The sequence below is a fragment of the Vibrio sp. Vb1018 genome (assembly GCF_033338775.1).
GTDB lineage: Bacteria > Pseudomonadota > Gammaproteobacteria > Enterobacterales > Vibrionaceae > Vibrio > Vibrio alginolyticus.
The window spans coordinates 15,531-37,404 of the sequence record NZ_JAWOTI010000023.1; the positions used below are offsets into that span (position 1 = coordinate 15,531).

The 21,874-nt window shown below is 45.2% G+C and carries 21 protein-coding genes; 16 read left to right on the plus strand and 5 right to left on the minus strand.

Annotated features, from left to right (window positions below):
- Positions 1-58: 58 nt before the first annotated feature.
- Positions 59-2,659: a TonB-dependent siderophore receptor gene (locus R7Z10_RS19740; RefSeq protein ID WP_137281641.1), complete on the minus strand. Its 2,601-nt coding sequence runs from the start codon at positions 2,657-2,659 to the stop codon at positions 59-61.
- 820 nt (positions 2,660-3,479) lie between these two features.
- Here R7Z10_RS19740 and R7Z10_RS19745 point away from each other — a divergent pair.
- The 6 genes from R7Z10_RS19745 to R7Z10_RS19770 all read left to right on the plus strand — a co-directional run bounded on the left by R7Z10_RS19745 (position 3,480) and on the right by R7Z10_RS19770 (position 9,751).
- Positions 3,480-4,505, plus strand: a complete 1,026-nt coding sequence (locus R7Z10_RS19745) for an ABC transporter permease subunit (protein WP_005384771.1) — start codon at positions 3,480-3,482, stop codon at positions 4,503-4,505.
- 1 nt (position 4,506) lies between these two features.
- Positions 4,507-5,550 carry an ABC transporter permease gene (locus tag R7Z10_RS19750; RefSeq protein WP_005379369.1) on the plus strand — a complete coding sequence of 348 codons (1,044 nt, stop codon included), beginning with the start codon at positions 4,507-4,509 and terminating at the stop codon, positions 5,548-5,550.
- Between the two features lie 38 nt (positions 5,551-5,588).
- Entirely contained in the window at positions 5,589-7,415 is a 1,827-nt protein-coding gene (locus R7Z10_RS19755; RefSeq protein WP_017634997.1) for an extracellular solute-binding protein, read from the plus strand.
- A gap of 9 nt (positions 7,416-7,424) precedes the next feature.
- Positions 7,425-8,282, plus strand: a complete 858-nt coding sequence (locus R7Z10_RS19760; RefSeq protein ID WP_005379371.1) for an ABC transporter ATP-binding protein — start codon at positions 7,425-7,427, stop codon at positions 8,280-8,282.
- A 35-nt stretch (positions 8,283-8,317) separates the two neighbouring features.
- Entirely contained in the window at positions 8,318-9,157 is an 840-nt protein-coding gene (locus R7Z10_RS19765; protein ID WP_005379372.1) for an ABC transporter ATP-binding protein, read from the plus strand.
- Positions 9,158-9,325: 168 nt separating this feature from the next.
- Positions 9,326-9,751, plus strand: coding sequence for a phosphate-starvation-inducible protein PsiE (locus R7Z10_RS19770; protein ID WP_025768316.1), 426 nt, complete (start codon positions 9,326-9,328; stop codon positions 9,749-9,751).
- Between the two features lie 55 nt (positions 9,752-9,806).
- On the opposite strand, the gene R7Z10_RS19775 is transcribed toward R7Z10_RS19770, so the two are convergent.
- Positions 9,807-10,673, minus strand: a complete 867-nt coding sequence (locus R7Z10_RS19775; protein ID WP_047103771.1) for a YicC/YloC family endoribonuclease — start codon at positions 10,671-10,673, stop codon at positions 9,807-9,809.
- A gap of 184 nt (positions 10,674-10,857) precedes the next feature.
- Here R7Z10_RS19775 and rph point away from each other — a divergent pair, with 184 nt between their 5' ends.
- Positions 10,858-11,574: a ribonuclease PH gene (gene rph / locus R7Z10_RS19780; RefSeq protein ID WP_031780917.1), complete on the plus strand. Its 717-nt coding sequence runs from the start codon at positions 10,858-10,860 to the stop codon at positions 11,572-11,574.
- Between the two features lie 104 nt (positions 11,575-11,678).
- Positions 11,679-12,320, plus strand: coding sequence for an orotate phosphoribosyltransferase (pyrE, locus tag R7Z10_RS19785; RefSeq protein WP_104979943.1), 642 nt, complete (start codon positions 11,679-11,681; stop codon positions 12,318-12,320).
- Between the two features lie 84 nt (positions 12,321-12,404).
- On the opposite strand, the gene R7Z10_RS19790 is transcribed toward pyrE, so the two are convergent.
- The 3 genes from R7Z10_RS19790 to coaBC all read right to left on the minus strand — a co-directional run bounded on the left by R7Z10_RS19790 (position 12,405) and on the right by coaBC (position 15,323).
- Complete coding sequence (locus R7Z10_RS19790; protein ID WP_213971434.1) at positions 12,405-13,355, minus strand: Kdo(2)-lipid IV(A) acyltransferase; 951 nt, start codon at positions 13,353-13,355, stop codon at positions 12,405-12,407.
- A gap of 6 nt (positions 13,356-13,361) precedes the next feature.
- Entirely contained in the window at positions 13,362-13,952 is a 591-nt protein-coding gene (slmA, locus tag R7Z10_RS19795) for a nucleoid occlusion factor SlmA (protein WP_005379386.1), read from the minus strand.
- A gap of 171 nt (positions 13,953-14,123) precedes the next feature.
- Entirely contained in the window at positions 14,124-15,323 is a 1,200-nt protein-coding gene (gene coaBC / locus R7Z10_RS19800) for a bifunctional phosphopantothenoylcysteine decarboxylase/phosphopantothenate--cysteine ligase CoaBC (protein WP_017820705.1), read from the minus strand.
- Positions 15,324-15,516: 193 nt separating this feature from the next.
- On the opposite strand from coaBC, the gene R7Z10_RS19805 reads away from it, so the two are divergent.
- From R7Z10_RS19805 to R7Z10_RS19840, 8 genes are all read left to right on the plus strand, one after another.
- Positions 15,517-17,190, plus strand: a complete 1,674-nt coding sequence (locus tag R7Z10_RS19805; protein WP_213885627.1) for a methyl-accepting chemotaxis protein — start codon at positions 15,517-15,519, stop codon at positions 17,188-17,190.
- Between the two features lie 114 nt (positions 17,191-17,304).
- Positions 17,305-17,979, plus strand: a complete 675-nt coding sequence (gene radC, locus R7Z10_RS19810; RefSeq protein WP_017820707.1) for a DNA repair protein RadC — start codon at positions 17,305-17,307, stop codon at positions 17,977-17,979.
- Positions 17,980-18,281: 302 nt separating this feature from the next.
- Positions 18,282-18,518: a 50S ribosomal protein L28 gene (rpmB, locus tag R7Z10_RS19815; protein ID WP_005384783.1), complete on the plus strand. Its 237-nt coding sequence runs from the start codon at positions 18,282-18,284 to the stop codon at positions 18,516-18,518.
- A gap of 13 nt (positions 18,519-18,531) precedes the next feature.
- Positions 18,532-18,702 (plus strand): 50S ribosomal protein L33, encoded by a 171-nt coding sequence (gene rpmG / locus R7Z10_RS19820; RefSeq protein WP_004410866.1) that lies wholly within the window; start codon positions 18,532-18,534, stop codon positions 18,700-18,702.
- Between the two features lie 276 nt (positions 18,703-18,978).
- Positions 18,979-19,455, plus strand: a complete 477-nt coding sequence (locus R7Z10_RS19825) for a hypothetical protein (RefSeq protein ID WP_031777180.1) — start codon at positions 18,979-18,981, stop codon at positions 19,453-19,455.
- Between the two features lie 102 nt (positions 19,456-19,557).
- Positions 19,558-20,367 (plus strand): bifunctional DNA-formamidopyrimidine glycosylase/DNA-(apurinic or apyrimidinic site) lyase, encoded by an 810-nt coding sequence (mutM, locus tag R7Z10_RS19830; RefSeq protein WP_042522608.1) that lies wholly within the window; start codon positions 19,558-19,560, stop codon positions 20,365-20,367.
- An 86-nt stretch (positions 20,368-20,453) separates the two neighbouring features.
- Complete coding sequence (coaD, locus tag R7Z10_RS19835) at positions 20,454-20,936, plus strand: pantetheine-phosphate adenylyltransferase (protein WP_005379411.1); 483 nt, start codon at positions 20,454-20,456, stop codon at positions 20,934-20,936.
- A complete protein-coding gene (locus R7Z10_RS19840) occupies positions 20,923-21,858 on the plus strand; it encodes a glycosyl transferase family 90 (protein WP_005379412.1) in 936 nt (311 codons plus the stop codon). Before coaD ends, R7Z10_RS19840 begins: the two co-directional genes overlap by 14 nt.
- Positions 21,859-21,874: the final 16 nt, after the last annotated feature.

Sequence of the window (21,874 nt, forward strand, 5' to 3'; positions counted from 1 at the left end):
TCCTTGTCAGTGTTTTAGTCAGTCGAAAAGGGCGCGGAAAACCCGCGCCAAATATTTTTTAGAAGTCGTATGATGCCTCGACGTATAGCTGACGTCCGATTGGATCGTCATACCCAGTTGCATAGAATGGAGAGGTATCGCTTAGAGGATCTGCAGGCGGTACTTTGTCAAACATGTTGATAGCACCAAGAGTTACACGACCACTCTCGTTGAATTGGTAAGAAGCCGTTAGGTTCCACGTTGTCATACTAGCGATTTCTGCTTTGTAACCCGCTTTTTTAGCAGAATCACAGTCATCAAAGTAGTAACGGTTAGCGTAGCTTGAACACATACGGTCGCGGTATTTACCAAATAGGTTGATAGCGACATCTTCATATGCCCAGCCAAGATTTAACGTTGCGGTGTATTCAGGCATGAAATCTCTTTCATCCGTTACAGGCTCGCTGTCGTTTTCTTGATATTCAGCAATCAAGATCTTCGTTACAGCAACACGCGTGTTAAATGAGCCGAACTCATTAGTGTCGTATGCGTATTTGATCGCTAGGTCAATACCAGAACGCTCTTCATACGACTGGTTCACTGGACCATAGGATACCGACTTGATGGTGCCATCTGGGTTACGAACGACTTCAGTACCTGGGTATTTACCTGGATCGTTAATTACGTCTTGGTAAGTTGGTGCTGTTACGACGTCTTCCATCTTGATGTGGTACCAGTCAACAGTTACACCAAGATCATCCACAGGCTCCCACGCTAGGCCCAAGTTAATGTTTGTACTTGTTTCTTCTTTCAGCTCAGAGTTAGGGCCATTAAGCGTATCGAAGTACTGAGTATCACACTCTGGGTACTTGTCTTTATCTTGTGGGCCGCTACCACCAGCGTTGGCACAAAGCTCTGGGTCAAAGCCAGAACCAAAGCCTCGAGTTTGATCACCAAATAGTCGCTTCAAGTCTGGAGCTCGGAAGCCTAGACCGTAGCTACCACGTAGCAATAGGGTGTCAGTAGGACGGTATGCTAGGGCTACTTTAGGAGTGAATGCGCCACCAGTTGCCGAGTCGTCGAAGTAGTGGTCGTAACGACCAGCGACAGTCATTTCTAAATCTTCAATGATAGGAATAAGAGCTTCAACACCAAGACCAATCTGATCGCGGTCACCGCCGCCTGATGTTCCACCTAGACCAGAGAAACCACCAGCTGCTGTTGTAGCATCAATCGTCTCATTGTAGTCAGTACGGTTCCATTCACCATAAACAGCAAAGCCAGACATACCTGCAGGAAGTTCAACCAAATCACCAGCCAGTGAGCCGTTAACAGAGTAAAGCTTTGAGTAAGCTTCTTTGCTTGAAGTGCCGCTGTATTTGTCTACAACGTCTTGTGAGATAGGCCCTAGAAGATCGACATCACCATTTTGTACAGCTTGGTCGAGAGTTAGAAAGATTGCTGGGTTGCTTGTTTCAACGCTTTGCTCAGAGTAACCAGCGGATAGGTCCCAATCATACGTATCAGCAAGCAGGCCGTTCAAGCCTAAGGTTAAGCCAAAAGAATCGGCTTCAGTGTTACTTTCGCGTGGTCCAAATTCGACCATACGGCGAGTGTATTCGCCTTCGCCGCGGAAGTGAGTGGCATCAACTTCTACGCTGTAAGGGTTAGGTTCGAATTCAGATTCTGTAGACTTGTAGCCAAAACGGGCTTCTGCCATGGCAGTGACATTGTCGTTAATGTCCATTTCACCACGTAAAAGTAGGTCTACTTGTTTGTTTTCTGGTTTTAATGTTCGGTACGCAGAGCGGTTAACACCACACTTTCCATCCGCTCGTTCAATCGCGGCATCACCAACGACTTCTTTACATGAAGAACCAGCATCAGCTGGTGTTAGGAGTGTTCCGTTGGCGCCTTCAAAGTTTGCACCGTAGCTAGAGTAGCCACTTAGCTGAGAACGGCTAGAACCGTCATCGCCAGCCCAATCATCTCGGTCAGATTGCTTTAGCATTTCGTTGCCCGCAAATTGGCCAACGAAGAGAATACGTTTGTCGTCAAAGTTTTTGCCAGCTACAACGTCTAAACGACCATTTTGGTAACCACCATCCGTCGCGTCACCCGCGCGTACTTTTACAGAAACGCCATCAAAGTCTTTCTTTAAAATGAAGTTTACGACACCACCGATTGCGTCGGAGCCGTAGATAGCAGAACCTGAGTCGGTCATTACTTCAACACGCTCAATGGCGGCGACAGGGATTTGGCCGATATCTTGGAAGTTAGATGTACCATTTTGTGCTAGCGGGTATTGAGGAAGACGACGGCCATCAATAAGAATCAATGTGCGCGACGCGCCAAGGCCACGTAAGTTGACTGACTGCGCTGCTGGTGTAAACGAGAAAGAGTCTGTTTGAGCCATTACACCACCTGTGTTTTGGGTCAAACTGTTCAATACGTCTTGCGCGCTGTTAAAGCCTTTAGACTCAATGTCTTTACTATTAATAACAGTAACTGGTGAAGGACCTTCCATATCCGTCGTGGAGATACGCGAACCAGTAACTTTCATCTTTTGAAGTTTTTCAACTTGCTGCTCTTCTGCCAGTGCTGTTGCTGGGGCTGCAACTGCTGCTGTCCCCAAAGCAAGGCTTATCGCAACAGATAAAGCGGTTGTGTTTTTATACATCCTTGTTGCTCCGATTATTATTATTTCCTATGTCTGGCCGCATAGCGGCCAAATGTGACGTTAATATTTCGTTAACGTTCGGCCAATGTATAACCGAGATGAAAAAAGGAAGTCAAACCAGTGGTAAACGGGGATGCTTAAATGTAAAAAAGATGTAAATAACCAGGCTTTATTTAAAAGGCGGAATAAAAAACCGAATAATATTTATGAATCGATATTAAATTTCAATAAAACACCGTATTTTGTGTTTCTTATAAACTTTAATGACTTATCTTGCCTATGGTTTTTTAGTGGGTAATTGAATCTGGAAAAAGATATTTTTCCAGTGAATTGTTCTGAGATGAGTTTTATATCGAATCCATACTTTGTTAGCTCGAACTTATTAGGTGGTATCAAAATATGATACCCATTGCGGTTAAAGGGCTCACTCGTATTTTTAGGTCAAATATAACCTTGGATTATATGTCTATTTATGTGTGTAGGGTGCATTTTTATGTAGGGTTTTGGCTCTAAACAGCCTAGATTGATATTCTGTATGAATTATTTTTGTGGTTTTTTATAATTTTTTACAAAAACATTTCTGTTTTTCGACATCGAAGGAAGTTTGTCATGTTTTGGTTTCAAACACTTGAAGCTGATGTGGATTCAAGATAAATATGACGCTGAAATTATTGCAGTAGTAGAAAAGTCTAGCTCTTGAGGCGCAGGGAGTGTGCTTCAACAGTTTTAGTTACTACGAGATAAATATGCACCATTTTGGGCGGAAAATATTCTCTTTCACTCCGTTTGAACTGGACAGTAGACAAGGAGCAAGTTGTATATGCTGTCGTACTTTTTACGCCGTTTGGCGTTGGTTATCCCAACGTTTCTCGGGATAACTATTCTCATCTTTGCTATCACTCGTTTCGTGCCTGGCGGACCTGTTGAACGCATGTTGTCACAAATGCAGTCCCAGGGGGACGGCGCCGCATCAATGACGTCTGCGGGTGGTAATACGGCCCTTTCTGACGATCAAATCGCGGAGCTGAATGCGTTTTATGGCCTGGATAAACCAGTAACGGAAGCGTACGTCGAGTGGTTAAGTCGTTTGGTAATGCTAGATCTTGGCGAGTCGACGCGTTACTACGAGCCTGTCTCGGACATGATCGCAGAGCGTTTGCCAGTGTCGTTGTTTTATGGCGGCATGACCTTCTTTATTAGTTATTTTATCTCGATTCCTCTTGGTTACTATAAGGCACTCAAGCACGGTTCTGTGTTTGATTCCGCTTCTTCAGTACTCATTTTCGTAGGCTACGCGCTACCAGGTTATGTGGTGGGTGTATTGCTGATCACGTTATTTAGTTATCACTTGGAATGGTTTCCGATGGGAGGTTTTGTCGGCGATGACTTCGACGATTACGAAACCTTCTTTGAACGCGCTAAAGACATTATGTGGCATGCGGTGTTGCCTTTGATCTGTTACCTCATTGGTGATTTTGCCACGCTGACGATGACAATGAAAAATAACCTGATGGAAAACCTTTCCTCAGATTACATCCGCACCGCAATTGCGAAAGGATTACCTTTCAAAAAAGCAGTTCGTAAGCACGCGTTGCGTAACAGCTTAATTCCAATCGCGAGTCACTTTGGTAACTCTTTGTTGTTCTTCATGACCGGTGCTTTCCTGATTGAAGTTATCTTCAATATTGATGGCATTGGCTTATTGGGTTACGAATCAATCATGGAGCGTGATTACCCTGTTGTTATGGGTATTGTCGCCATTAATGCGTTGTTACTGCTCATTGGTAACATCATTTCAGATATTTGTGTTGCTTTAGTCGACCCACGTGTGAAGTTTGGAGCGTAACATGATTAAAGTTAGTCCATTAACTCAAAAGAAAATTCGTCACTTTAAAGAGATCAAACGAGGCTATTGGTCGTTTGTTGCTCTTTCTATCATGTTGATCCTTTCTCTATTCGCCGAACTTTTGATCAACAGTAAAGCGCTAGTCGTCAAGTACGATGGTAGCTACTATTTTCCTGTTGTCAGTGACGTACGTTTAGGTAGCGAATTCGGCCAAGAGTCATCCAGTGAAGCCGATTATCGTGTACTGCAAAAAGCGTTTGAGGCTGAAGGGGGCGACAACTTTGTTATTTTGCCGCTTGTGCCGTGGAACCCATATGAACAAGATTTTAGTGGTGATTTCCCGCCAACAGCACCTAGTGCCGAAAATAAGCATTATTTAGGTACAGATGTGATAGGTCGCGATATTTTGGCGCGACTCGTCTACGGATTCAGAACGGCGATGGGATTTGCGTTGCTTACGATGGCCATTTCCTACGCGATCGGTACTGCAGTCGGTTGTGCTATGGGTTTTTGGGGCGGTAAATTTGACTTGTTTGTACAGCGACTTATCGAAATCTGGTCAATGGTCCCGTTTTTGTACGTCATTATGATTCTTGTCTCAATCGTTCAACCGACGTTTGCTCTCTTTGTCGCTATTAACGTGCTTTTCACTTGGATGGGTATGACATGGTACATGCGGACCATGACCTATAAAGAAGCGGCACGAGAATATGTAATGGCGGCTCGTGCTTTAGGGGCATCGACCGGACGTATCTTGTTTAATCACATCTTGCCAAATACGATGGTGATGATTGTAACCCTAGCGCCTTTCACTATTGCAGCTAACATCACAGCACTGACTGCTCTCGATTACCTAGGATTAGGCTTGATGCCACCAACGCCAAGTTGGGGTGAACTACTGCAACAAGGTAAGTCAAACTTAGATTCGCCATGGATTGTTGCGTCAGTAGTGACTTCTATTGTTCTGGTTCTGGTAATGGTGACCTTTATTGGTGAAGCCATTCGAGCGGCTTTCGACCCGAAAAAATTCACACGCTATGTTTAAGCGAGCATTGTGAGCAAAACATAAAAAAGGGAAGTTTTATGAAGAAATTATTTTTAGCGTCCACGCTGAGCGCCCTGAGTTTTGGTGCAATGTCAGCAACGCTTCCGACTGACTTAAACTGGCAAACAAACTGGGATGAGCCTCAATATGGTTCGCCAGAAGCGAAACGTGGAGGGACTTATCGCACCTTTATGTCAAGTTTCCCGCAGACGTTACGTAGTGTTGGTCCAGACGCTAATGCAGGGCTACGTTCTTTTATCTTAGATGAAACACCAGGCTTGGTGGTCCGCCACCCAGATACTTTAGAGTTCATCCCTGAGCTTGCTAACGAGTGGGCGTTAGCAGGTGACAACAAAACGGTCTATTTCAAACTCAACCCTGAAGCCAAATGGTCGGACGGCAAACCTGTGACTGCCGACGATTTCGTGTTCATGCTGAAGTTTTATCGTTCCAAAGACATCTTGGAACCTTGGTACAACGATTACTACAACAAAACGATTGCGGATGTTATCAAGTACGACACTCATACGTTTGCTGTTAAGGCGGCGAAAGAGTTTAATCCGGAAGAATTGCTGTTACGAATGGGGGCTCTGCGCCCACGTCCCGCACATTTTTATGCTAACCCTTCAAAAGATGAAAATGGTGACGGTATACATGACAACTTTGTCCGCTACTACAATTTTAAAAGTGAACCAACGACCAGTGCATACTACCTAGATGACATTAAAAAAGGTAAAAGTGTGACCTTCAAACATGTCGGTGAAGACTGGTGGGGTTACAGCAATAAGTATTATCAACATCGCTATAATGTCGACAAAATCCGCATCACAGTGATTCGCGACAGTGATATCGCGATGAAGCACTTTGAGAAAGGGAAGCTGGACGCATTTGGTCTTGTTTTACCAAGCTTATGGCATGATAAATCGAATACGGAACCTTACCAAAAGGGATACATTCAAAAGTTCTGGGGTTACAACCAATTCCCAGTTGGGGCTGGTGGTGTATGGATGAACACCGCGATGCCTTTGCTGGATGATTTAAACATTCGCAAGGGCATTACTTACGCGATTGACTTTGATGGCATGATAGAGAATGTCATGCGTGGCGACTACTCCCGTAAACCGAACCCGACCGGTTATGGTCATGGTAAATACACCCTACCAGATGCTAAGGCACCGAAGTTTGATCCCGCAAAAGCGGCCGAGGCATTCGAAGCCGCAGGCTTTAACAAAATTGGTTCTGATGGTATTCGTGTCAATGATAAAGGTGAGCGCTTAAGCTTCGAGCTGACCTACGGAACACCTGTTCATACTCCTCGTATTGCCTTTTTGCGTGAGCAAGCCAAGCTAGCAGGGCTGGATATTGAGCTCAAGTTAGTTGATGGCTCATCCATGTTCAAATACGTACGTGAGAAAAAGCACGATTTGGCTTTCTTAGATATGGGTACGTCTGAGATCCCAACGTATTGGGAGTACTTCCATTCAGTCAATGCGAACAAGCCGCAAACTAACTCTTTCACAAACTACAGCACGCCAGAACTGGATGAAAAGATCATCGAGTATCGTTTTGGCATGGATATGGATAAAAAGATCCAGCTAGGTCATGAGATTCAGCGTGACATCATTGATGCTCACGTTATCGTCCCAGGCTACATGGTTCCTTATGTCCGCTATGGTCACTGGCGCTGGTTAAAGTTTCCAGATAAGCCAATGAATCGCATGACAGAGGCGCTGTTCAGTGGTGCAATCATAGGCGATGGCACTTACTGGATTGATAGTGATATCAAAAAAGAAACGAAACAAGCGATGAAATCAGGCAAAGCTTTTGAACCTGTTGTTGTCGTAGATGACACTTATAAGCTGTAAGGATTGGTTATGGAAAACGATGTAATCCTAAGTGTTAAAGATCTCGAAGTTGAATTTACCACCGATGATGGGCCAGTGAAGGTTCTGCATGGTGTGAACTTTGATGTGAGAGCTGGACGTACACTCGGCCTGGTGGGAGAGTCAGGTAGTGGCAAGAGCGTAACCTCAATGTCGATCATGGGGCTATTACCTAAGCCATATGGCAACATTATCAAAGGTGAAGTGAATTATCGCGGCACCAACCTAGTTGATTTGCCTGCGGAAGAGATGTACGCCATGCGTGGCGATCGCATTTCGATCATCTTCCAAGACCCGATGACTGCGCTCAACCCAGTGCACACCATTGGTCGTCAAATATGTGAAGTGCTAGAGCTCCATCGACCTGAGCTCGACAAAAAGGAGCGGGAGGCGTACTCGATTGAAATGCTGGCAAAAGTAAAAATTCCAATGCCAGAGAAGCGATTGAATGAGTATCCCCATAACCTATCTGGTGGTATGCGCCAGCGTGTCATGATCGCGATGGCATTGGCCTGTAAGCCGGATATTCTGATTTGTGATGAACCGACTACAGCGTTGGATGTTACGGTTCAGGCGTCTATCCTTGAACTGATGAACGAGCTTCAGGAAGAAACAGGCATGGCAATGATCTTCATCACTCACGACCTCGGGGTTGTGGCAGAAGTGTGTGATGATGTTGCCGTGATGTATGGTGGGCGTATTGTCGAAAAAGCAGAAATTTTTGAGTTGTTTGATAACCCGCAGCACCCATACACAGAGCGTTTGATGGGGTTGATGCCGAGCTTAGATAATGAGCCAAAGCAGATGATCGATATCAAGCCTATTGATGCCAGTATGTTTGCCAGTTAACTGAGCAAAGTGAACCAGTCATAAAAGAGGATGTTATGGCAAAAGAAGTATTAAGAATTGAAAATCTTAAGCAGCACTTTGTTTCTGGTAAAGGGCTGTTCAAGAAAGGCTACACCATCAAAGCGGTAGACGGGGTTTCACTATCTGTTTCTGAAGGTGAAACACTGGGGCTAGTTGGTGAGTCAGGTTGTGGTAAAAGCACTCTTGGTCGCACGATCTTAAAGTTATACGAGCCAACAGAAGGTAAGATTTTCTTTGAAGGTAAAGACATCACTAAACTGTCTGTGAAAGAGATGCGCTCGCTGCGTAAAGACATGCAAATCGTCTTTCAAGACCCAATGGAGTCACTCAATCAGCGTCATACCATCGGTATGATTCTGGAAGAACCGTTTGTTATTCATAAAATTGGCACGCCAACAGAGCGTAAACAATGGGTAAAAGAGCTTTTAATCAAAGTGGGATTACCAGAAACGGCAGTAAACCGTTATCCACATGAATTTTCAGGCGGACAACGGCAGCGTATCGGTATCGCTCGCGCGATTGCATTGAAGCCTAAACTGCTGATTTGTGATGAATCGGTATCTGCGTTAGATGTGTCGGTACAGGCGCAAATCTTGAACCTATTGCTACAACTGCAACAAGAAATGAACTTGGCGATCATATTTATCTCTCACGATCTCTCTGTGGTGAAACATGTCTCTGACAAAGTTGCCGTGATGTATTTTGGTAAAGTGGTAGAAGCAGGCAGCGCTAAAGAAATTTATGCAAACCCGCAAAACGAATACACCAAAAAACTCCTATCTGCGATTCCGATCACTCACCCTAAATATCGGAAGAAAAAGCGCGTAGCTGAAAAAAAGCAGCAAGTGGCGTAAGTGATGCCACAGGTCCTATAACACAAAAGCGCTCCGCCAAATAAGCGGAGCATTTTTATAAGCCAATGCCAGGACTTGGAGTCGATTCGCACTGATGTTTATTCTGATTGATTGAAGATCGTTGCATGCTAAACTCAAGGCCTATTTTCTTTGTTTGGATAATGGACCATGCCGTCGAATTTACCGAAATCCTTTAGTCGACCTTTCCTGAAAATCTTCCATATTTTGGAGGCGGTGTTATTAGTCTCTATTACCTTGGCGACGTTGTACGCCATGATGCAAGAGTTTGTGCACGTATTTGTAGAGAAGCGTGTCTTACTCACAGATATTCTTTTGATGTTTATCTATCTGGAAGTGCTCGCCATGGTGCAGCAGTTCGTGATGAACGGTAAAATTCCGGTACGCTATCCTATCTATATCGCGATGATGGCAATCGCCCGCTATATCACTCTCGGAATGAAAGAGCTGGATGCAGTTTTGGTTGTGTGGTTATCTCTGGCTGCGTTTATTTTGGCTGCGGCTACTTTGCTGATCAGAATTGGGCACCATTATTGGCCCTACGTTGATAACAGTACCTTGGAAAAAGACGAATAAAAGAAAGCCCCGTATTAGCGGGGCTTTTTTGTTTCAATACTCGATGACTTTTAGATCATTCAATGTTTTGGATCTGCTCACGCATCTGTTCAATTAGAACTTTCAGTTCAACGCCCGATGCGGTGATGTCGGTGCTGATGGATTTTGACGCTAGCGTGTTCGATTCACGGTTGAACTCTTGCATCATGAAATCTAGACGACGACCGACTGCGCCACCTTTTTTCAGAATGTTTGTGGTTTCTTTTACGTGAGAATCAAGACGGTCTAGCTCTTCTGCTACGTCTGATTTCTGTGCCAGAAGGATAAGCTCTTGCTCAACGCGAGATGGGTCTAGCTCTACTTTCGCATCTTCAAATTTAGAGAACAGACGCTCACGTTGCCATTCTAAAATTTCTGGCATGCGCGCACGCACTTTTACGACTTCTGCAGAAATGGCGTTCAAACGCTGTTCAATCAGCGCCTTCATGTTCTCGCCTTCACGAGCGCGCGCTTCAATAAATTCATCCATTGCGCCATCAAACGCTTCTAGTAGCACTTTATTTACCGCATCCATGTCTTGCTCTGGCGTTTCCATTACCCCCGGCCATTGCATGACTTGAAATGGATTGATTCGGCTCAGTTCACCAGTCATGTGCATGACTTGTTCAGCGGCTTTAATTACCTGGCTAGCAAGCGCTTCATTGATGCTAAGCTCACCTTTTGCGGCAGGGTTTGCTTCAAAACGTAGATTACATTCTACTTTGCCTCGCGCTAAGCGCTTACGAAAACGCTCACGTAAAACGGGCTCTAACCCGCGAAATTGCTCTGGCATGCGGAAGTATGTTTCTAAATAACGCTGGTTCACGCTGCGGATTTCCCATACCGCAGAACCCCAATCGCCTTTTACTTCTTTGCGTGCATACGCTGTCATACTGTAAATCATCGAATTTTCCTGTCTTCATTTTTTGAAAATTACTTCAAGAGTGTATCACGCTGCGTCGATAGGTGCGCGGGATGTATGGATTGTTTATGTTGTGCCAGCGGCGTAACCTATGAATCCGGAATCGATTCCGTTATAATCTTCGCCCAACCAAATCGTCTTCTCCTCATATTTAAGGTAGATGCCCATGCGTCCAAACGATCGCAAGGCGGATCAAGTTCGCCCTATCAAAATTACTCGTAACTACACAGCTTACGCTGAAGGGTCAGTGCTAGTTGAGTTCGGTAACACCAAAGTGTTGTGTAATGCGACCGTCGAAGAATCTGTGCCACGTTGGCTAAAAGGTCAAGGTAAAGGCTGGGTTACAGCTGAATACGGCATGCTACCTCGAGCAACACATTCGCGTACTCGTCGTGAAGCGGCAAGTGGCAAACAAGGCGGCCGTACGATGGAAATTCAGCGTCTTATCGCGCGAAGCCTACGCGCTGTTGTCGACCTAAAAGCCATGGGTGAGTTCATGATCACCGTTGACTGTGACGTTATCCAAGCTGACGGTGGTACGCGTACTGCATCCATCAGCGGCGCAAGTGTTGCAATGGCCGATGCATTCCAACACCTAGTAGATAGCGGCAAGCTAAAAGCGAATCCAATGAAAGGCCACGTAGCGGCAGTTTCTGTCGGCTTGCTAGGCGATGAAGTATTGTGTGATCTTGAATACGTTGAAGATTCAGCGGCAGACACAGACATGAACGTAGTAATGACCGAAGAAGGTAAGATGATTGAAATTCAGGGCACCGCAGAAGGTGAACCGTTCAGTCACGAACAGCTGATGGCATTGCTCGAGTCGGCGAAAGTCGGCATTACGGAAATTGTCGCAGCGCAGAAGGCGGCGTTAGCCAATTGATTTAGATAGCTCCCATTATGGGGGCTATTTTTTTATCTCGACAATAGATAAATGAATGATTGTCGAGAAGAGACACAAGAAACCAAGGATATAGAGAGAAAATAATGAAAGCATACCAGCGTGAATTTATTGAGTTTGCACTTGAGAAAGAAGTTCTTAAGTTTGGTGAGTTTACTTTGAAATCTGGCCGTAAAAGCCCGTACTTCTTTAACGCTGGTCTTTTCAATACTGGTCGTGACCTAGCGCGTCTTGGTCGTTTTTACGCAGCCGCGCTCGCTGATTCTGGCATTGAGTTTGATGTGCTGTTTGGCCCGGCGTACAAAGGTATCCCAATCGCGACGACAACAGCAGTCGCGCTGGCGGATCACCACGATATCGACACGCCTTACTGCTTCAACCGTAAAGAAGCGAAAGATCACGGCGAAGGCGGTAACCTTGTAGGCTCTGCGCTTGAAGGTCGTATCATGCTAGTAGATGACGTAATCACAGCAGGTACTGCGATTCGTGAATCGATGGAAATCATTCAAGCAAATGGCGCAGACCTTGCTGGTGTGTTGGTTGCGATTGACCGCCAAGAAAAAGGCAAAGGTGAGTTGTCTGCGATTCAAGAAGTGGAGCGTGACTTTGGTTGTGCAATCATCTCAATCATTAGCCTGACTGACCTTGTGACTTTCCTTGAAGAGAAAGGCACAGACAAAGAGCATCTAGAAGCAGTCAAAGCGTACCGCGCAGAATACGGCATTTAATTGGTTACTTTTTCTGAAAAAGTAAAAAGGGCAGATGGATATTCATCTGCCCTTTTTTGTTTTTGGATTCATCGCCTTGACCACTTACTTATAGCGAATGCCTTTCTCGACATGCTCATCTTGCATGGTTTTATAGCGTTTATGGAGCCACATCCATTGCTCTGGAGCGCGTAGAATGACTTCTTCCACATACTTGTTCATATAAGCGGCAGCGGCGACTTCGTCTTTTTGTGGATAATCGGCTTCAATGCACTTATCGGCGATGATGTCGTATTTTCCTTCGTCATTGCGAAACCCTGAGCCTGGGATGATCGCACATTTTGAGGTATACGCCAGAATGCTCGTGCCTGTTGTCGTACACGCATCGTCTACGGCAAAGAAGGGCACAAATACTGATTTTTTGCGACCGTAATCGTGATCCGGTAAATAGAACAGGCGCTCACCGCTGCGTAAAACACGAATCATCTTTTTTACATCTTTACGATCAATCAGTTTATTGCCGTTATGTGTCCGTCCCCAATACTGGATAAAGTTATAAGCAGGATTATTATGCGGACGAAACGCGCCGTACCCGGCCACGCCTAACACGGCGAAAGCACGCGCAGTGATCTCTAGATTTAGAGCATGGACACAACAAAGTAGGACGCCTTTACCTTCTTTGGCTTTTTCACGCAGTGCGCCGAGAGCTTTCTCGACGATCAGGTTTTTAAAGCGCCAAGTCGGCCAGAACCAAGTGATTCCGGTTTCTATCAGTGCCATACCGGTATTTTTGAAGTTCTCTTCAACAATATGTTGAATCTCTTCAGGTGTTTTGTCTGGAAAGGCCAATTCTAAGTTACGCTGAGCAACGTGGACACGCTTTTTACCGTAGCGCATGCCAAGTTTACCGAGTGAACGACCTAATGAAAGCAGCAGCCGATAAGGAAGAATATTGACGAGGATGGCCAACAGACCAAAACCAAGCCATACGCCCCAGTTACGAGGGTGAAGAAGTGAAAGAGAAAACTCGGGCTGCGTGTATTTGTCTTTACTCATAGTCTTTTACTTTATTTGTGCACTCAAAAGCGCCCAGTACTCGTCAAAGTTTGCAGTCGGCTGGTATTTAAAGTCGCTACGCACAAAGCGGTTTAGGCTCCCCTCAACTTGTCCCAGAATTTGCGCGGCTAGGATGCGCTCTTCGACAGGGAAGGACTTCCCTTCACGAATCTTACGTTCACGCAGGATTTGGCGCAATTGTGTTTCTATACGCTCAAAGAGTTGATTGATGCGTTCACGTAGACGTTCATTTTCAAACATTAGAGCATGACCCGACAAAATGCGTGTCAGACCTGGGTTACGTTCAGAGAACGCCAAAATAAGGTGCATCACCATACGAATACGCTCTAGTGTATCTTTTTCGTCGTCTAGAATACGGTTGATACGTGTCATCAAGGCTTCTTCAATGAACTCAATCAACCCTTCGAACATGCGCGCTTTACTTGGGAAATGACGATACAGCGCGGCTTCTGAAACGCCGACTTGCTTGGCCAGTTTTGCCGTAGTAATGCGTGAAGCGCCATCTGTTGATTCAAGCATTTCTGCCAATGCTTGTAAGATCTCTTCACGACGGTTGGATTTTTTACTGCCGGCCATTAGTTACTTCCTTTCAAAATACAAAGTTGAGCGGAGGGGATTATAAGACGCTATTTCGCCTCAAACTAGACCACTAAGGGTGGAATGGGAGATTTAACACCCTTAGTTGTCATTTTTGTACCAAATTTATGCCAGCTTTTGTAAAAAATTGGCAGGGTTTTCAAACGTTAGTTACATCAATTGATGCATTTTTTCGAGAATTTTAAAGCTCAATGCTTCTTTTGATTCTAAAGCGAGCGCAAGTTCACCTTCAGGCCAGTAAAGGGTAATCGCGTTGTCGTTGCTGTTAAATCCTTGCCCTGCAACCGAAACGTCGTTTGCACAGATCATATCGAGGTTTTTCTTTGTTAACTTGCCTCGAGCATAGGTCTCTACATCATTGGTTTCAGCCGCAAAACCGACGGTAAACGGACGCTTCTCCGTCATTGCTGCCACAGATGCAACAATATCAGGATTTTTAACCATATTAATGACCATTTCGTCGTTGTCTTCTGTCTTTTTCAACTTTTGAGACGCGATCGTTTGTGGGCGGTAGTCGGCTACGGCAGCGCAGCTAATAAAGGCATCATGCTGGTTTGCATGTGTCATAACGGCTTCGTGCATCTCTTGTGCACTGGAAACATTTATGCGCTCAACACCTACGGGCGTATTTAAACTGACAGGACCGCTCACGAGGGTGACTTTTGCTCCCATCTGCGCTGCGGCGCTCGCCAATGCATAGCCCATTTTCCCGGAGCTATGGTTCGTAATGTAACGCACTGGATCAATCGCTTCGCGAGTTGGTCCGGCGGTAATGAGTATCGACTTACCTTCTAGCAATTTTGGTTGAAAGAACTGTTCACATAGATGTACTAGCTGCATTGGTTCCAGCATTCGACCTGGTCCTACATCACCACAGGCTTGCTCTCCTGCCGCAGGGCCCCAGATGTGCATACCACGACGCGCTAACGTAGCGATGTTCTCTTGGGTTGCGATATTGCGATACATCTGTTGATTCATCGCAGGAGAAACAGCAACAGGGGAATCCGTCGCGAGCACGAGCGTAGTAAGTAAATCGTTCCCCATGCCTGCGGACATGCGCGCGATTAAGTCCGCGGTCGCGGGCGCTAATAGCACTAAATCTGCCCATTTGGCCAATTCAATATGGCCCATAGAGGCTTCCGCTGCTGGGTCTAATAAACTGTCCGAGACAGGACGGCCCGAAACGGCTTGCATGGTTAAAGGGGTAATGAACTCTTTTGCGGCTTTCGTCATTACAACTTGAACTTGCGCTCCTCTCTCTATGAGGCGACGGGTTAGCTCCGCACATTTATACGCGGCAATACCGCCACTGATGCCGAGTAGAATTTTCTTTCCTGCTAGTGTTTGCATGTGAGATCTCCAATTTGATGACCGGATTTTAACACAATTCAAAGTCTGACCGCCCGAGCATATATAACGAGAAGATAATTCACATCAAACTCCAGAGTATTAATCTGACCGAGGAAGGGAAAATTCTCGCCTACCTCACAGACAAGTTGCGCGGAGTTTGCAAGTCTGAAAAGAAAAAGAGGTAGTGGAAACCATGGTGTTGAAAAGTCGAAACAAATTGCTGCTGATAACCCTAATTCCGCTGTTGTTGATCACCACGTTGATCTCAGTGGTGTATTACATCAACAGCAGTAAAAGTTTGGAAGCAGAGCTGGCAAGAGACAGGCAAGAGCTCATCGAAACGAAAAAGAAAGAGTTACAAGCCTATATGATGATGGGCGTGACGGCGATAAAACCGTTATACGACACGGATGTAAATGGAAGTAATAAAGAGGCAGCAAAAGAAATTCTGAAAGCCATGCGCTTTGAAAGCGATGGTTACTTTTTTGCCTACGACTCTCAAGGTGTGAATACGTTGCATGCCATCAAACCTGCATTAGAGGGTAAAAACCTTTACGACTTAAAAGATGAAAATGGGGTCGCAGTTATTGCGGGCTTGATTGACGCTTCTCAAAAAGGGGATGGGTTTCTCTATTTCTCGTGGCACAAACCGACCATTGACGCACAAGCGCCTAAGTTGGGCTATGCAGAATATCTATCGAAATGGGACTGGGTTTTAGGTACTGGCGTTTATATTGATGACATCGACCAGCAAGTTGCGATGCACAGAGAGTTAAAGACTCAAGAGCTAAAAGAGCATACATTATCTGCCGTGTTGATTTCCGTTATTGGATTGATCATTACCAGTGTTCTCACCAGTATCGTGGTGTCTAAAGGTATTCAGCCATTACAACATGTCGCGGCTTCATTAAAAGATGTTGCCGCAGGCGGCGGTGACTTAACGGCTCGTTTAAAAGTCGAAAGTCAGGATGAAGTCGGTGAAGTGGCGGCGGCGTTTAATGAGTTTATGGATAAGCTGCACCCACTGATGCAGGACATTCATCGCTCTGCGACGACAGTACAGACCGTTTCCCAAAGCCTGAACACTCAGACCAGCCAAGCGAGCGGTCAAATGCAGGATCACTGTTTAGAGACGGACAAAGTCGTGACGGCAGTGACGCAAATGAGCATGACTGCCAAAGAAGTAGCCAGCAATACTAATGCGACCGCGCAGGCAATTGACGATGCCAACAGTCAAGTCACCGCCGCTCAGCATGAGGTCGAGCAAGCAATAGAAGGCATTACCGAACTCGTGACGGAGATAGACAGCACGTCAGATGCAATTTCTGAGTTGAGTTTACAGACCGAAAAAATAACCCAAGTGCTGGATGTGATTGGCGAGATAGCCGAGCAAACGAATTTGTTGGCCCTAAATGCGGCGATTGAAGCGGCTAGAGCCGGTGAGCAAGGTCGAGGGTTTGCCGTCGTTGCGGATGAAGTGCGCTCGTTAGCCAGTCGTACGCAAAATAGTACTCATGAAATTGGCGACATGCTCAAGCAGCTACAAAATGGTGTGTCAAGAGCGGTCAGTACGATGTCGGTGAGCCAAAAACGAGGTGTCAAAACGGCGGAAGAATCTGCGCTCATTCAGCAATCTCTTTCTGGTGTTCATCATTCTATCGGAACAATTCGAGATATGGGTATTCAAACCGCGTCTGCCGCAGAAGAACAAAGTGCGGTTGCAGAAGACATCAACCAAAACTTAGTGGCTATTCAACAGATCGTGAACAACATTAATGAGACGTTGCAGCATGCCGAGTCAATCAGCACGCAGCTATCACAGTCTGGAACGGAAATTCACGGCTTGGTTGGCAACTTTAAACTCTGATGAACTGTTAAGTTGCATGGAAAGCACTGATAGTACGAAGAAAGCGAAAGTCATACTCGACTTTCGCTTTTTGTTTTGTGGAATAGGGACACTTTCCATATAAAGAGACATCAGATGATACTGAAAGCTTTGCCAAATGAGTCCATGCCCAGAGAGAAGCTACTGCAACGAGGGCCGCAAGCTTTGACCGATGCTGAGCTACTGGCCATCTTCTTGCGCACAGGCACCCGCGGAATGAACGTGATTGAGCTTGCAGACTTCCTTATTCAAGACTTTGGTTCGCTCAGACAACTATTTTCAGCATCAGAAGAAGAGTTTTGTCGTCACAAAGGATTAGGGCAAGCCAAGTATGTTCAATTGCAAGCTGTACTAGAAATGACACAACGTTACTTGGCGGAGACGCTAAAGCGTGGTGATGCCTTAACCAGCCCCGACCAAACTAAGTTATATCTGTCTTCTATTTTAAGGGATCGGCAAAGAGAGGCTTTTTATATTCTTTTTCTCGATAACCAGCACCGAGTGATAAAAGATGAAATTTTATTTGAAGGAACGTTGGATGCAGCGTCGGTGTATCCGAGAGAAGTTGTTAAGCGTGCTCTGCATCATAACGCGGCGGCTTTGATTTTGGCGCACAATCATCCTTCAGGGGTTGCTGAGCCGAGCCAAGCTGACAGAAGGATTACAAGGCGTCTCATTGACGCATTAGCATTGGTGGATATTCGTATTTTGGACCATTTCGTCATCGGAGATGGGGAAAGTGTCTCTTTTGCTGAAAGAGGCTGGATATAACTGTGCGTTTTTTAGGTTGTTAGTTGCTAAAAATCTGCTATCATCCACGCCACTAAATTTTTAACTGAATTCAGCTTGGACTGCTAAAAAAATCTGCTGTCTAAAAAAAGATCACGAAAACCTGTAAAAAGGATCTGTTCGGGTCTTGAGCAATGCATATCAAGTTAGTATAATGCGCGACCTTTGATAGCCTTGTATGGATTTTCCATAGCGGTTCTTAACCTCTAACTTCTTTTCGAGAGATAGAGAGGTTCGGCCACCAAGGTTGATATCGAGCTGAAACGATTTTGGAGAAGACATTCATGTCACGAGTATGCCAAGTAACTGGTAAGCGTCCAGTAACGGGTAACAACCGTTCACACGCACGAAATGCTACTAAGCGTCGTTTTCTGCCGAACCTACAAACTCATCGTTTCTGGGTAGAGAGCGAAAAACGTTTTGTTAAACTACGTCTATCTGCTAAAGGTATGCGCATCATCGACAAGAAAGGTATTGATACTGTTCTTGCAGACATGCGTGCACGTGGCGAAAACGTTTAAGAGGAAATAAGCAATGGCAAAGAAAGGCGTTCGTGAGAAAATCCGTCTAGTATCTTCTGCAGGTACAGGCCACTTCTACACAACTGATAAGAACAAGCGTAACATGCCAGGCAAATTTGAGATCAAAAAGTTTGATCCAGTAGTTCGCCAGCACGTTATGTACAAAGAAGCAAAAATCAAATAATTGGTTTCAGTCTCTTTGATGAATTGAAAAACCCAACTTTCGAGTTGGGTTTTTTATTACCTGAATAAAAGTGCTGAAGATAAAGTGTTCAGTACGTCATCGGATTATAAAGTACTGCTGAAGTTATTTTACTGGTCCGACTCTATACTCGAATTTTTGATTGATCGCTCTCTGCCGCTTCGTTACCACTTCCCTACACACTTGCACACCGTTGTTCTAGTCAAGCTCAATACTCTTTGGTAGTTTACTCATAACGATAAGAGAGTAGAGATGGTTATGCGTGTGAGTCCGGCTCGTCGCCGCCGATGGAACAATATTCTTATTCTGGGCATTATCGCGTTTATAGTGATCTTAAATGCGCCGATGTGGATCAAAACTTACCTATTAACAGACCAAGCAGACCCTTACCCAAATGTACTTCGCTCCGACTATACGGTGGAGTCTTTGTACTATAGTGGCTGGGAGTTTGAACTGCATGATGGACGATGGCAATCCAACATCAAAGTTGATGCACCGATCAGTGAACTTGTATCACGCTGGCAATCATTGGAAGGGACCGAGCTCACCTCAGAACAGTACGATCATTTAAAACCTAACCTGACGGTACCTGAAACGGTAGAAGTTTGGTATCAGGATCTCGAAGAGCCGCAGCGGGTGACTTTCTTTCGTTTACCTGATTTTTGGCTATTTAAAACCTGGCAAGACAAATGGGTCGCTATCTCCGTCGATGAAAACTACCTTATGCCAGAGTAGAGCCTTTTTGCGCCTATACCCCTAATAAGCTTCCCTATTTATCGTTTTTCTTTTCGATTATGCTAGCAGCGAGAACTATTAGCCGGTGAATTGGAGAATCTAATGCCTGAGTTGCCAGAAGTTGAAGTGAGCCGTATGGGGATTAGCCCCCACATGGTTGGACAAACGATCCAGTCGTTTACTTTTCGAACGCCTAAATTGCGCTGGGATATTCCTACAGAGCTTAAAAAATTGGAAGGGCAGGTGATCCGTGCGATTAGCCGTCGTGCGAAATACTTACTGATCGAGACAAACACAGGTACAGCCATTGTTCACTTGGGCATGTCTGGGTCTTTACGTGTCCTAGATGCCGACTTTCCGCCAGCAAAGCACGATCATGTGGATCTCAAACTAAGCAGTGGAAAAATACTGCGTTATAACGATCCGCGTCGTTTTGGGGCATGGCTGTGGTGTGCTCCTGGCGAGTCACATGCTGTGCTAGCAAACATGGGGCCTGAGCCTTTAACTGAAGAGTTCAATGCGGAATATGTAGCGGAGAAAGCTAAAAATAAGCGTGTCGCCGTCAAGCAGTTCATCATGGACAACAAAGTCGTGGTTGGTGTTGGGAACATCTACGCGAATGAGTCGTTGTTTAAATCTCGAATTCACCCTTCAAGGCCCGCAGGTAAGTTGACTTCTCAAGAGTGGAGGTTACTTGTTGAAAATATCAAAATGACACTTGAGATTGCCATTACGCAAGGTGGGACTACTCTGAAAGATTTTGCGCAAGCCGATGGAAAGCCGGGTTACTTTGCACAAGAGTTATTGGTTTACGGAAAACCCGGAGAGCCATGCCCAGAGTGTGGCGAACGACTTCAAGAGCTAAAGATTGGCCAACGTAATACCTTCTTTTGTAGTGAGTGTCAGAAGTAAGTCGAGCTATTATCGAGCTTAAGTTGTTGTAATCTTGCGTTCGAGCCTCAATAATTCAATCAGTTTCGAATAACTTAGTAAATTATATGAAAGTCATTTATCCGGGCACTTTTGATCCAGTGACTAATGGTCACCTCAATCTAATAGAACGTACTCACGAAATGTTTGATGAGGTTGTGATTGGCGTAGCCGCAAGCCCATCGAAGAACACTATGTTTTCATTGGAAGAGCGCGTTGCACTGATGCAGGACGTTGTAGCGCATTTACCTGGTGTGACGGTAAAGGGGTTCTCCGGGTTATTAGTGGATTTCGCGAGAGATGAGAAAGCTAAGGTTCTTATTCGTGGTTTACGAACAACGGTAGACTTTGAATACGAGTTTGGACTGACCAACATGTACCGAAAGCTATTACCAGGAATCGAGAGCGTATTTTTAACTCCTGAAGAAGAGTTTGCGTTTTTGTCGTCGACTATCGTGAGAGAAGTAGCGATTCATGGCGGAAGTATCGAACAATTCGTTCCCAAGCCAGTAGCCATCGCGATTGGGGAAAAACTGAATGAAAGACAGTAAGTTCCCTTATTATTTCTCAAACGCTCTCTCGATACTTATCCCTCGCTTTGTATATCGAGCACAAGCCAAGCGTTTACTTTCGAATCTGACCGAAGCAGAGCAGCACCGCTGTCTTGAGCGAGTGAACTATTACAATAAGTGTGAAACGCCGTTTTCAGTCGATAGCCGAGAACAAAATTACTCGACCATCGATACATTCAAAAAAACGAAAGGCTGGACGTATTTTTTCGATCTTCGCCAAGTTGTACGCTATTTCCCTTCCAGTTTTGCGTTTAACTACATCAACGGCGATGTTACACACATCCCCAATGTACCGAGCTTTATAAAAAGCCGCCCTATTTTTGGTAACAACCAAAATTCAGTGGTGTTGAAACTTAATCAAGTTCGTCATTTTAAATTTATTGATGATCCTGTTCGCTATCAAGATAAAAAGGACATGGTAGCGTGGCGCGGCGTGGGTTTTCAGCCGCATCGTAAAAAGGTGATTCATGCGTTTTACAACCATCCGCAATGCAATATTGGCCAGACCCGCCCGGTAGAAGGGGAACCATGGGAAAAGGGCTTTATGAGTATTGAAGAGCAACTGCAGTATAAGTTTTTGCTCTGTATAGAAGGCAATGATGTGGCCACCAACCTTAAGTGGGCTATGTCGTCTAACTCCTTGGTTATTATGTCAAAGCCAAAATATGAGACTTGGTTTATGGAAGGTAAGTTAGAGGCAGGCGTCCACTATGTTGAAGTGAAGGATGACTATTCGGATTTGCCCGAAAAGATGGATTATTACCTAGCGAATGAGCAAGAAGCATTAGCGATCATTGAAAATGCGCACCAGTGGGTTGAGCAGTTCAAAGATAAACCTAAAGAGCGTTTGATCTCATTGATGGTTGCCGATAAGTACTTCGCTTTATCTCAGCAACAATAAAAAAGGGGCGAAACGC

What these genes read in the sequence shown, in the direction of transcription:
- R7Z10_RS19740 (WP_137281641.1), bottom strand. Translation starts at nt 2,659, where the DNA reads ATGTATAAAAACACAACCGCTTTATCTGTTGCGATAAGCCTTGCTTTG.
- R7Z10_RS19745 (WP_005384771.1), top strand. Translation starts at nt 3,480, where the DNA reads ATGCTGTCGTACTTTTTACGCCGTTTGGCGTTGGTTATCCCAACGTTT.
- R7Z10_RS19750 (WP_005379369.1), top strand. Translation starts at nt 4,507, where the DNA reads ATGATTAAAGTTAGTCCATTAACTCAAAAGAAAATTCGTCACTTTAAA.
- R7Z10_RS19755 (WP_017634997.1), top strand. Translation starts at nt 5,589, where the DNA reads ATGAAGAAATTATTTTTAGCGTCCACGCTGAGCGCCCTGAGTTTTGGT.
- R7Z10_RS19760 (WP_005379371.1), top strand. Translation starts at nt 7,425, where the DNA reads ATGGAAAACGATGTAATCCTAAGTGTTAAAGATCTCGAAGTTGAATTT.
- R7Z10_RS19765 (WP_005379372.1), top strand. Translation starts at nt 8,318, where the DNA reads ATGGCAAAAGAAGTATTAAGAATTGAAAATCTTAAGCAGCACTTTGTT.
- R7Z10_RS19770 (WP_025768316.1), top strand. Translation starts at nt 9,326, where the DNA reads ATGCCGTCGAATTTACCGAAATCCTTTAGTCGACCTTTCCTGAAAATC.
- R7Z10_RS19775 (WP_047103771.1), bottom strand. Translation starts at nt 10,673, where the DNA reads ATGATTTACAGTATGACAGCGTATGCACGCAAAGAAGTAAAAGGCGAT.
- rph (WP_031780917.1), top strand. Translation starts at nt 10,858, where the DNA reads ATGCGTCCAAACGATCGCAAGGCGGATCAAGTTCGCCCTATCAAAATT.
- pyrE (WP_104979943.1), top strand. Translation starts at nt 11,679, where the DNA reads ATGAAAGCATACCAGCGTGAATTTATTGAGTTTGCACTTGAGAAAGAA.
- R7Z10_RS19790 (WP_213971434.1), bottom strand. Translation starts at nt 13,355, where the DNA reads ATGAGTAAAGACAAATACACGCAGCCCGAGTTTTCTCTTTCACTTCTT.
- slmA (WP_005379386.1), bottom strand. Translation starts at nt 13,952, where the DNA reads ATGGCCGGCAGTAAAAAATCCAACCGTCGTGAAGAGATCTTACAAGCA.
- coaBC (WP_017820705.1), bottom strand. Translation starts at nt 15,323, where the DNA reads ATGCAAACACTAGCAGGAAAGAAAATTCTACTCGGCATCAGTGGCGGT.
- R7Z10_RS19805 (WP_213885627.1), top strand. Translation starts at nt 15,517, where the DNA reads ATGGTGTTGAAAAGTCGAAACAAATTGCTGCTGATAACCCTAATTCCG.
- radC (WP_017820707.1), top strand. Translation starts at nt 17,305, where the DNA reads ATGATACTGAAAGCTTTGCCAAATGAGTCCATGCCCAGAGAGAAGCTA.
- rpmB (WP_005384783.1), top strand. Translation starts at nt 18,282, where the DNA reads ATGTCACGAGTATGCCAAGTAACTGGTAAGCGTCCAGTAACGGGTAAC.
- rpmG (WP_004410866.1), top strand. Translation starts at nt 18,532, where the DNA reads ATGGCAAAGAAAGGCGTTCGTGAGAAAATCCGTCTAGTATCTTCTGCA.
- R7Z10_RS19825 (WP_031777180.1), top strand. Translation starts at nt 18,979, where the DNA reads ATGCGTGTGAGTCCGGCTCGTCGCCGCCGATGGAACAATATTCTTATT.
- mutM (WP_042522608.1), top strand. Translation starts at nt 19,558, where the DNA reads ATGCCTGAGTTGCCAGAAGTTGAAGTGAGCCGTATGGGGATTAGCCCC.
- coaD (WP_005379411.1), top strand. Translation starts at nt 20,454, where the DNA reads ATGAAAGTCATTTATCCGGGCACTTTTGATCCAGTGACTAATGGTCAC.
- R7Z10_RS19840 (WP_005379412.1), top strand. Translation starts at nt 20,923, where the DNA reads ATGAAAGACAGTAAGTTCCCTTATTATTTCTCAAACGCTCTCTCGATA.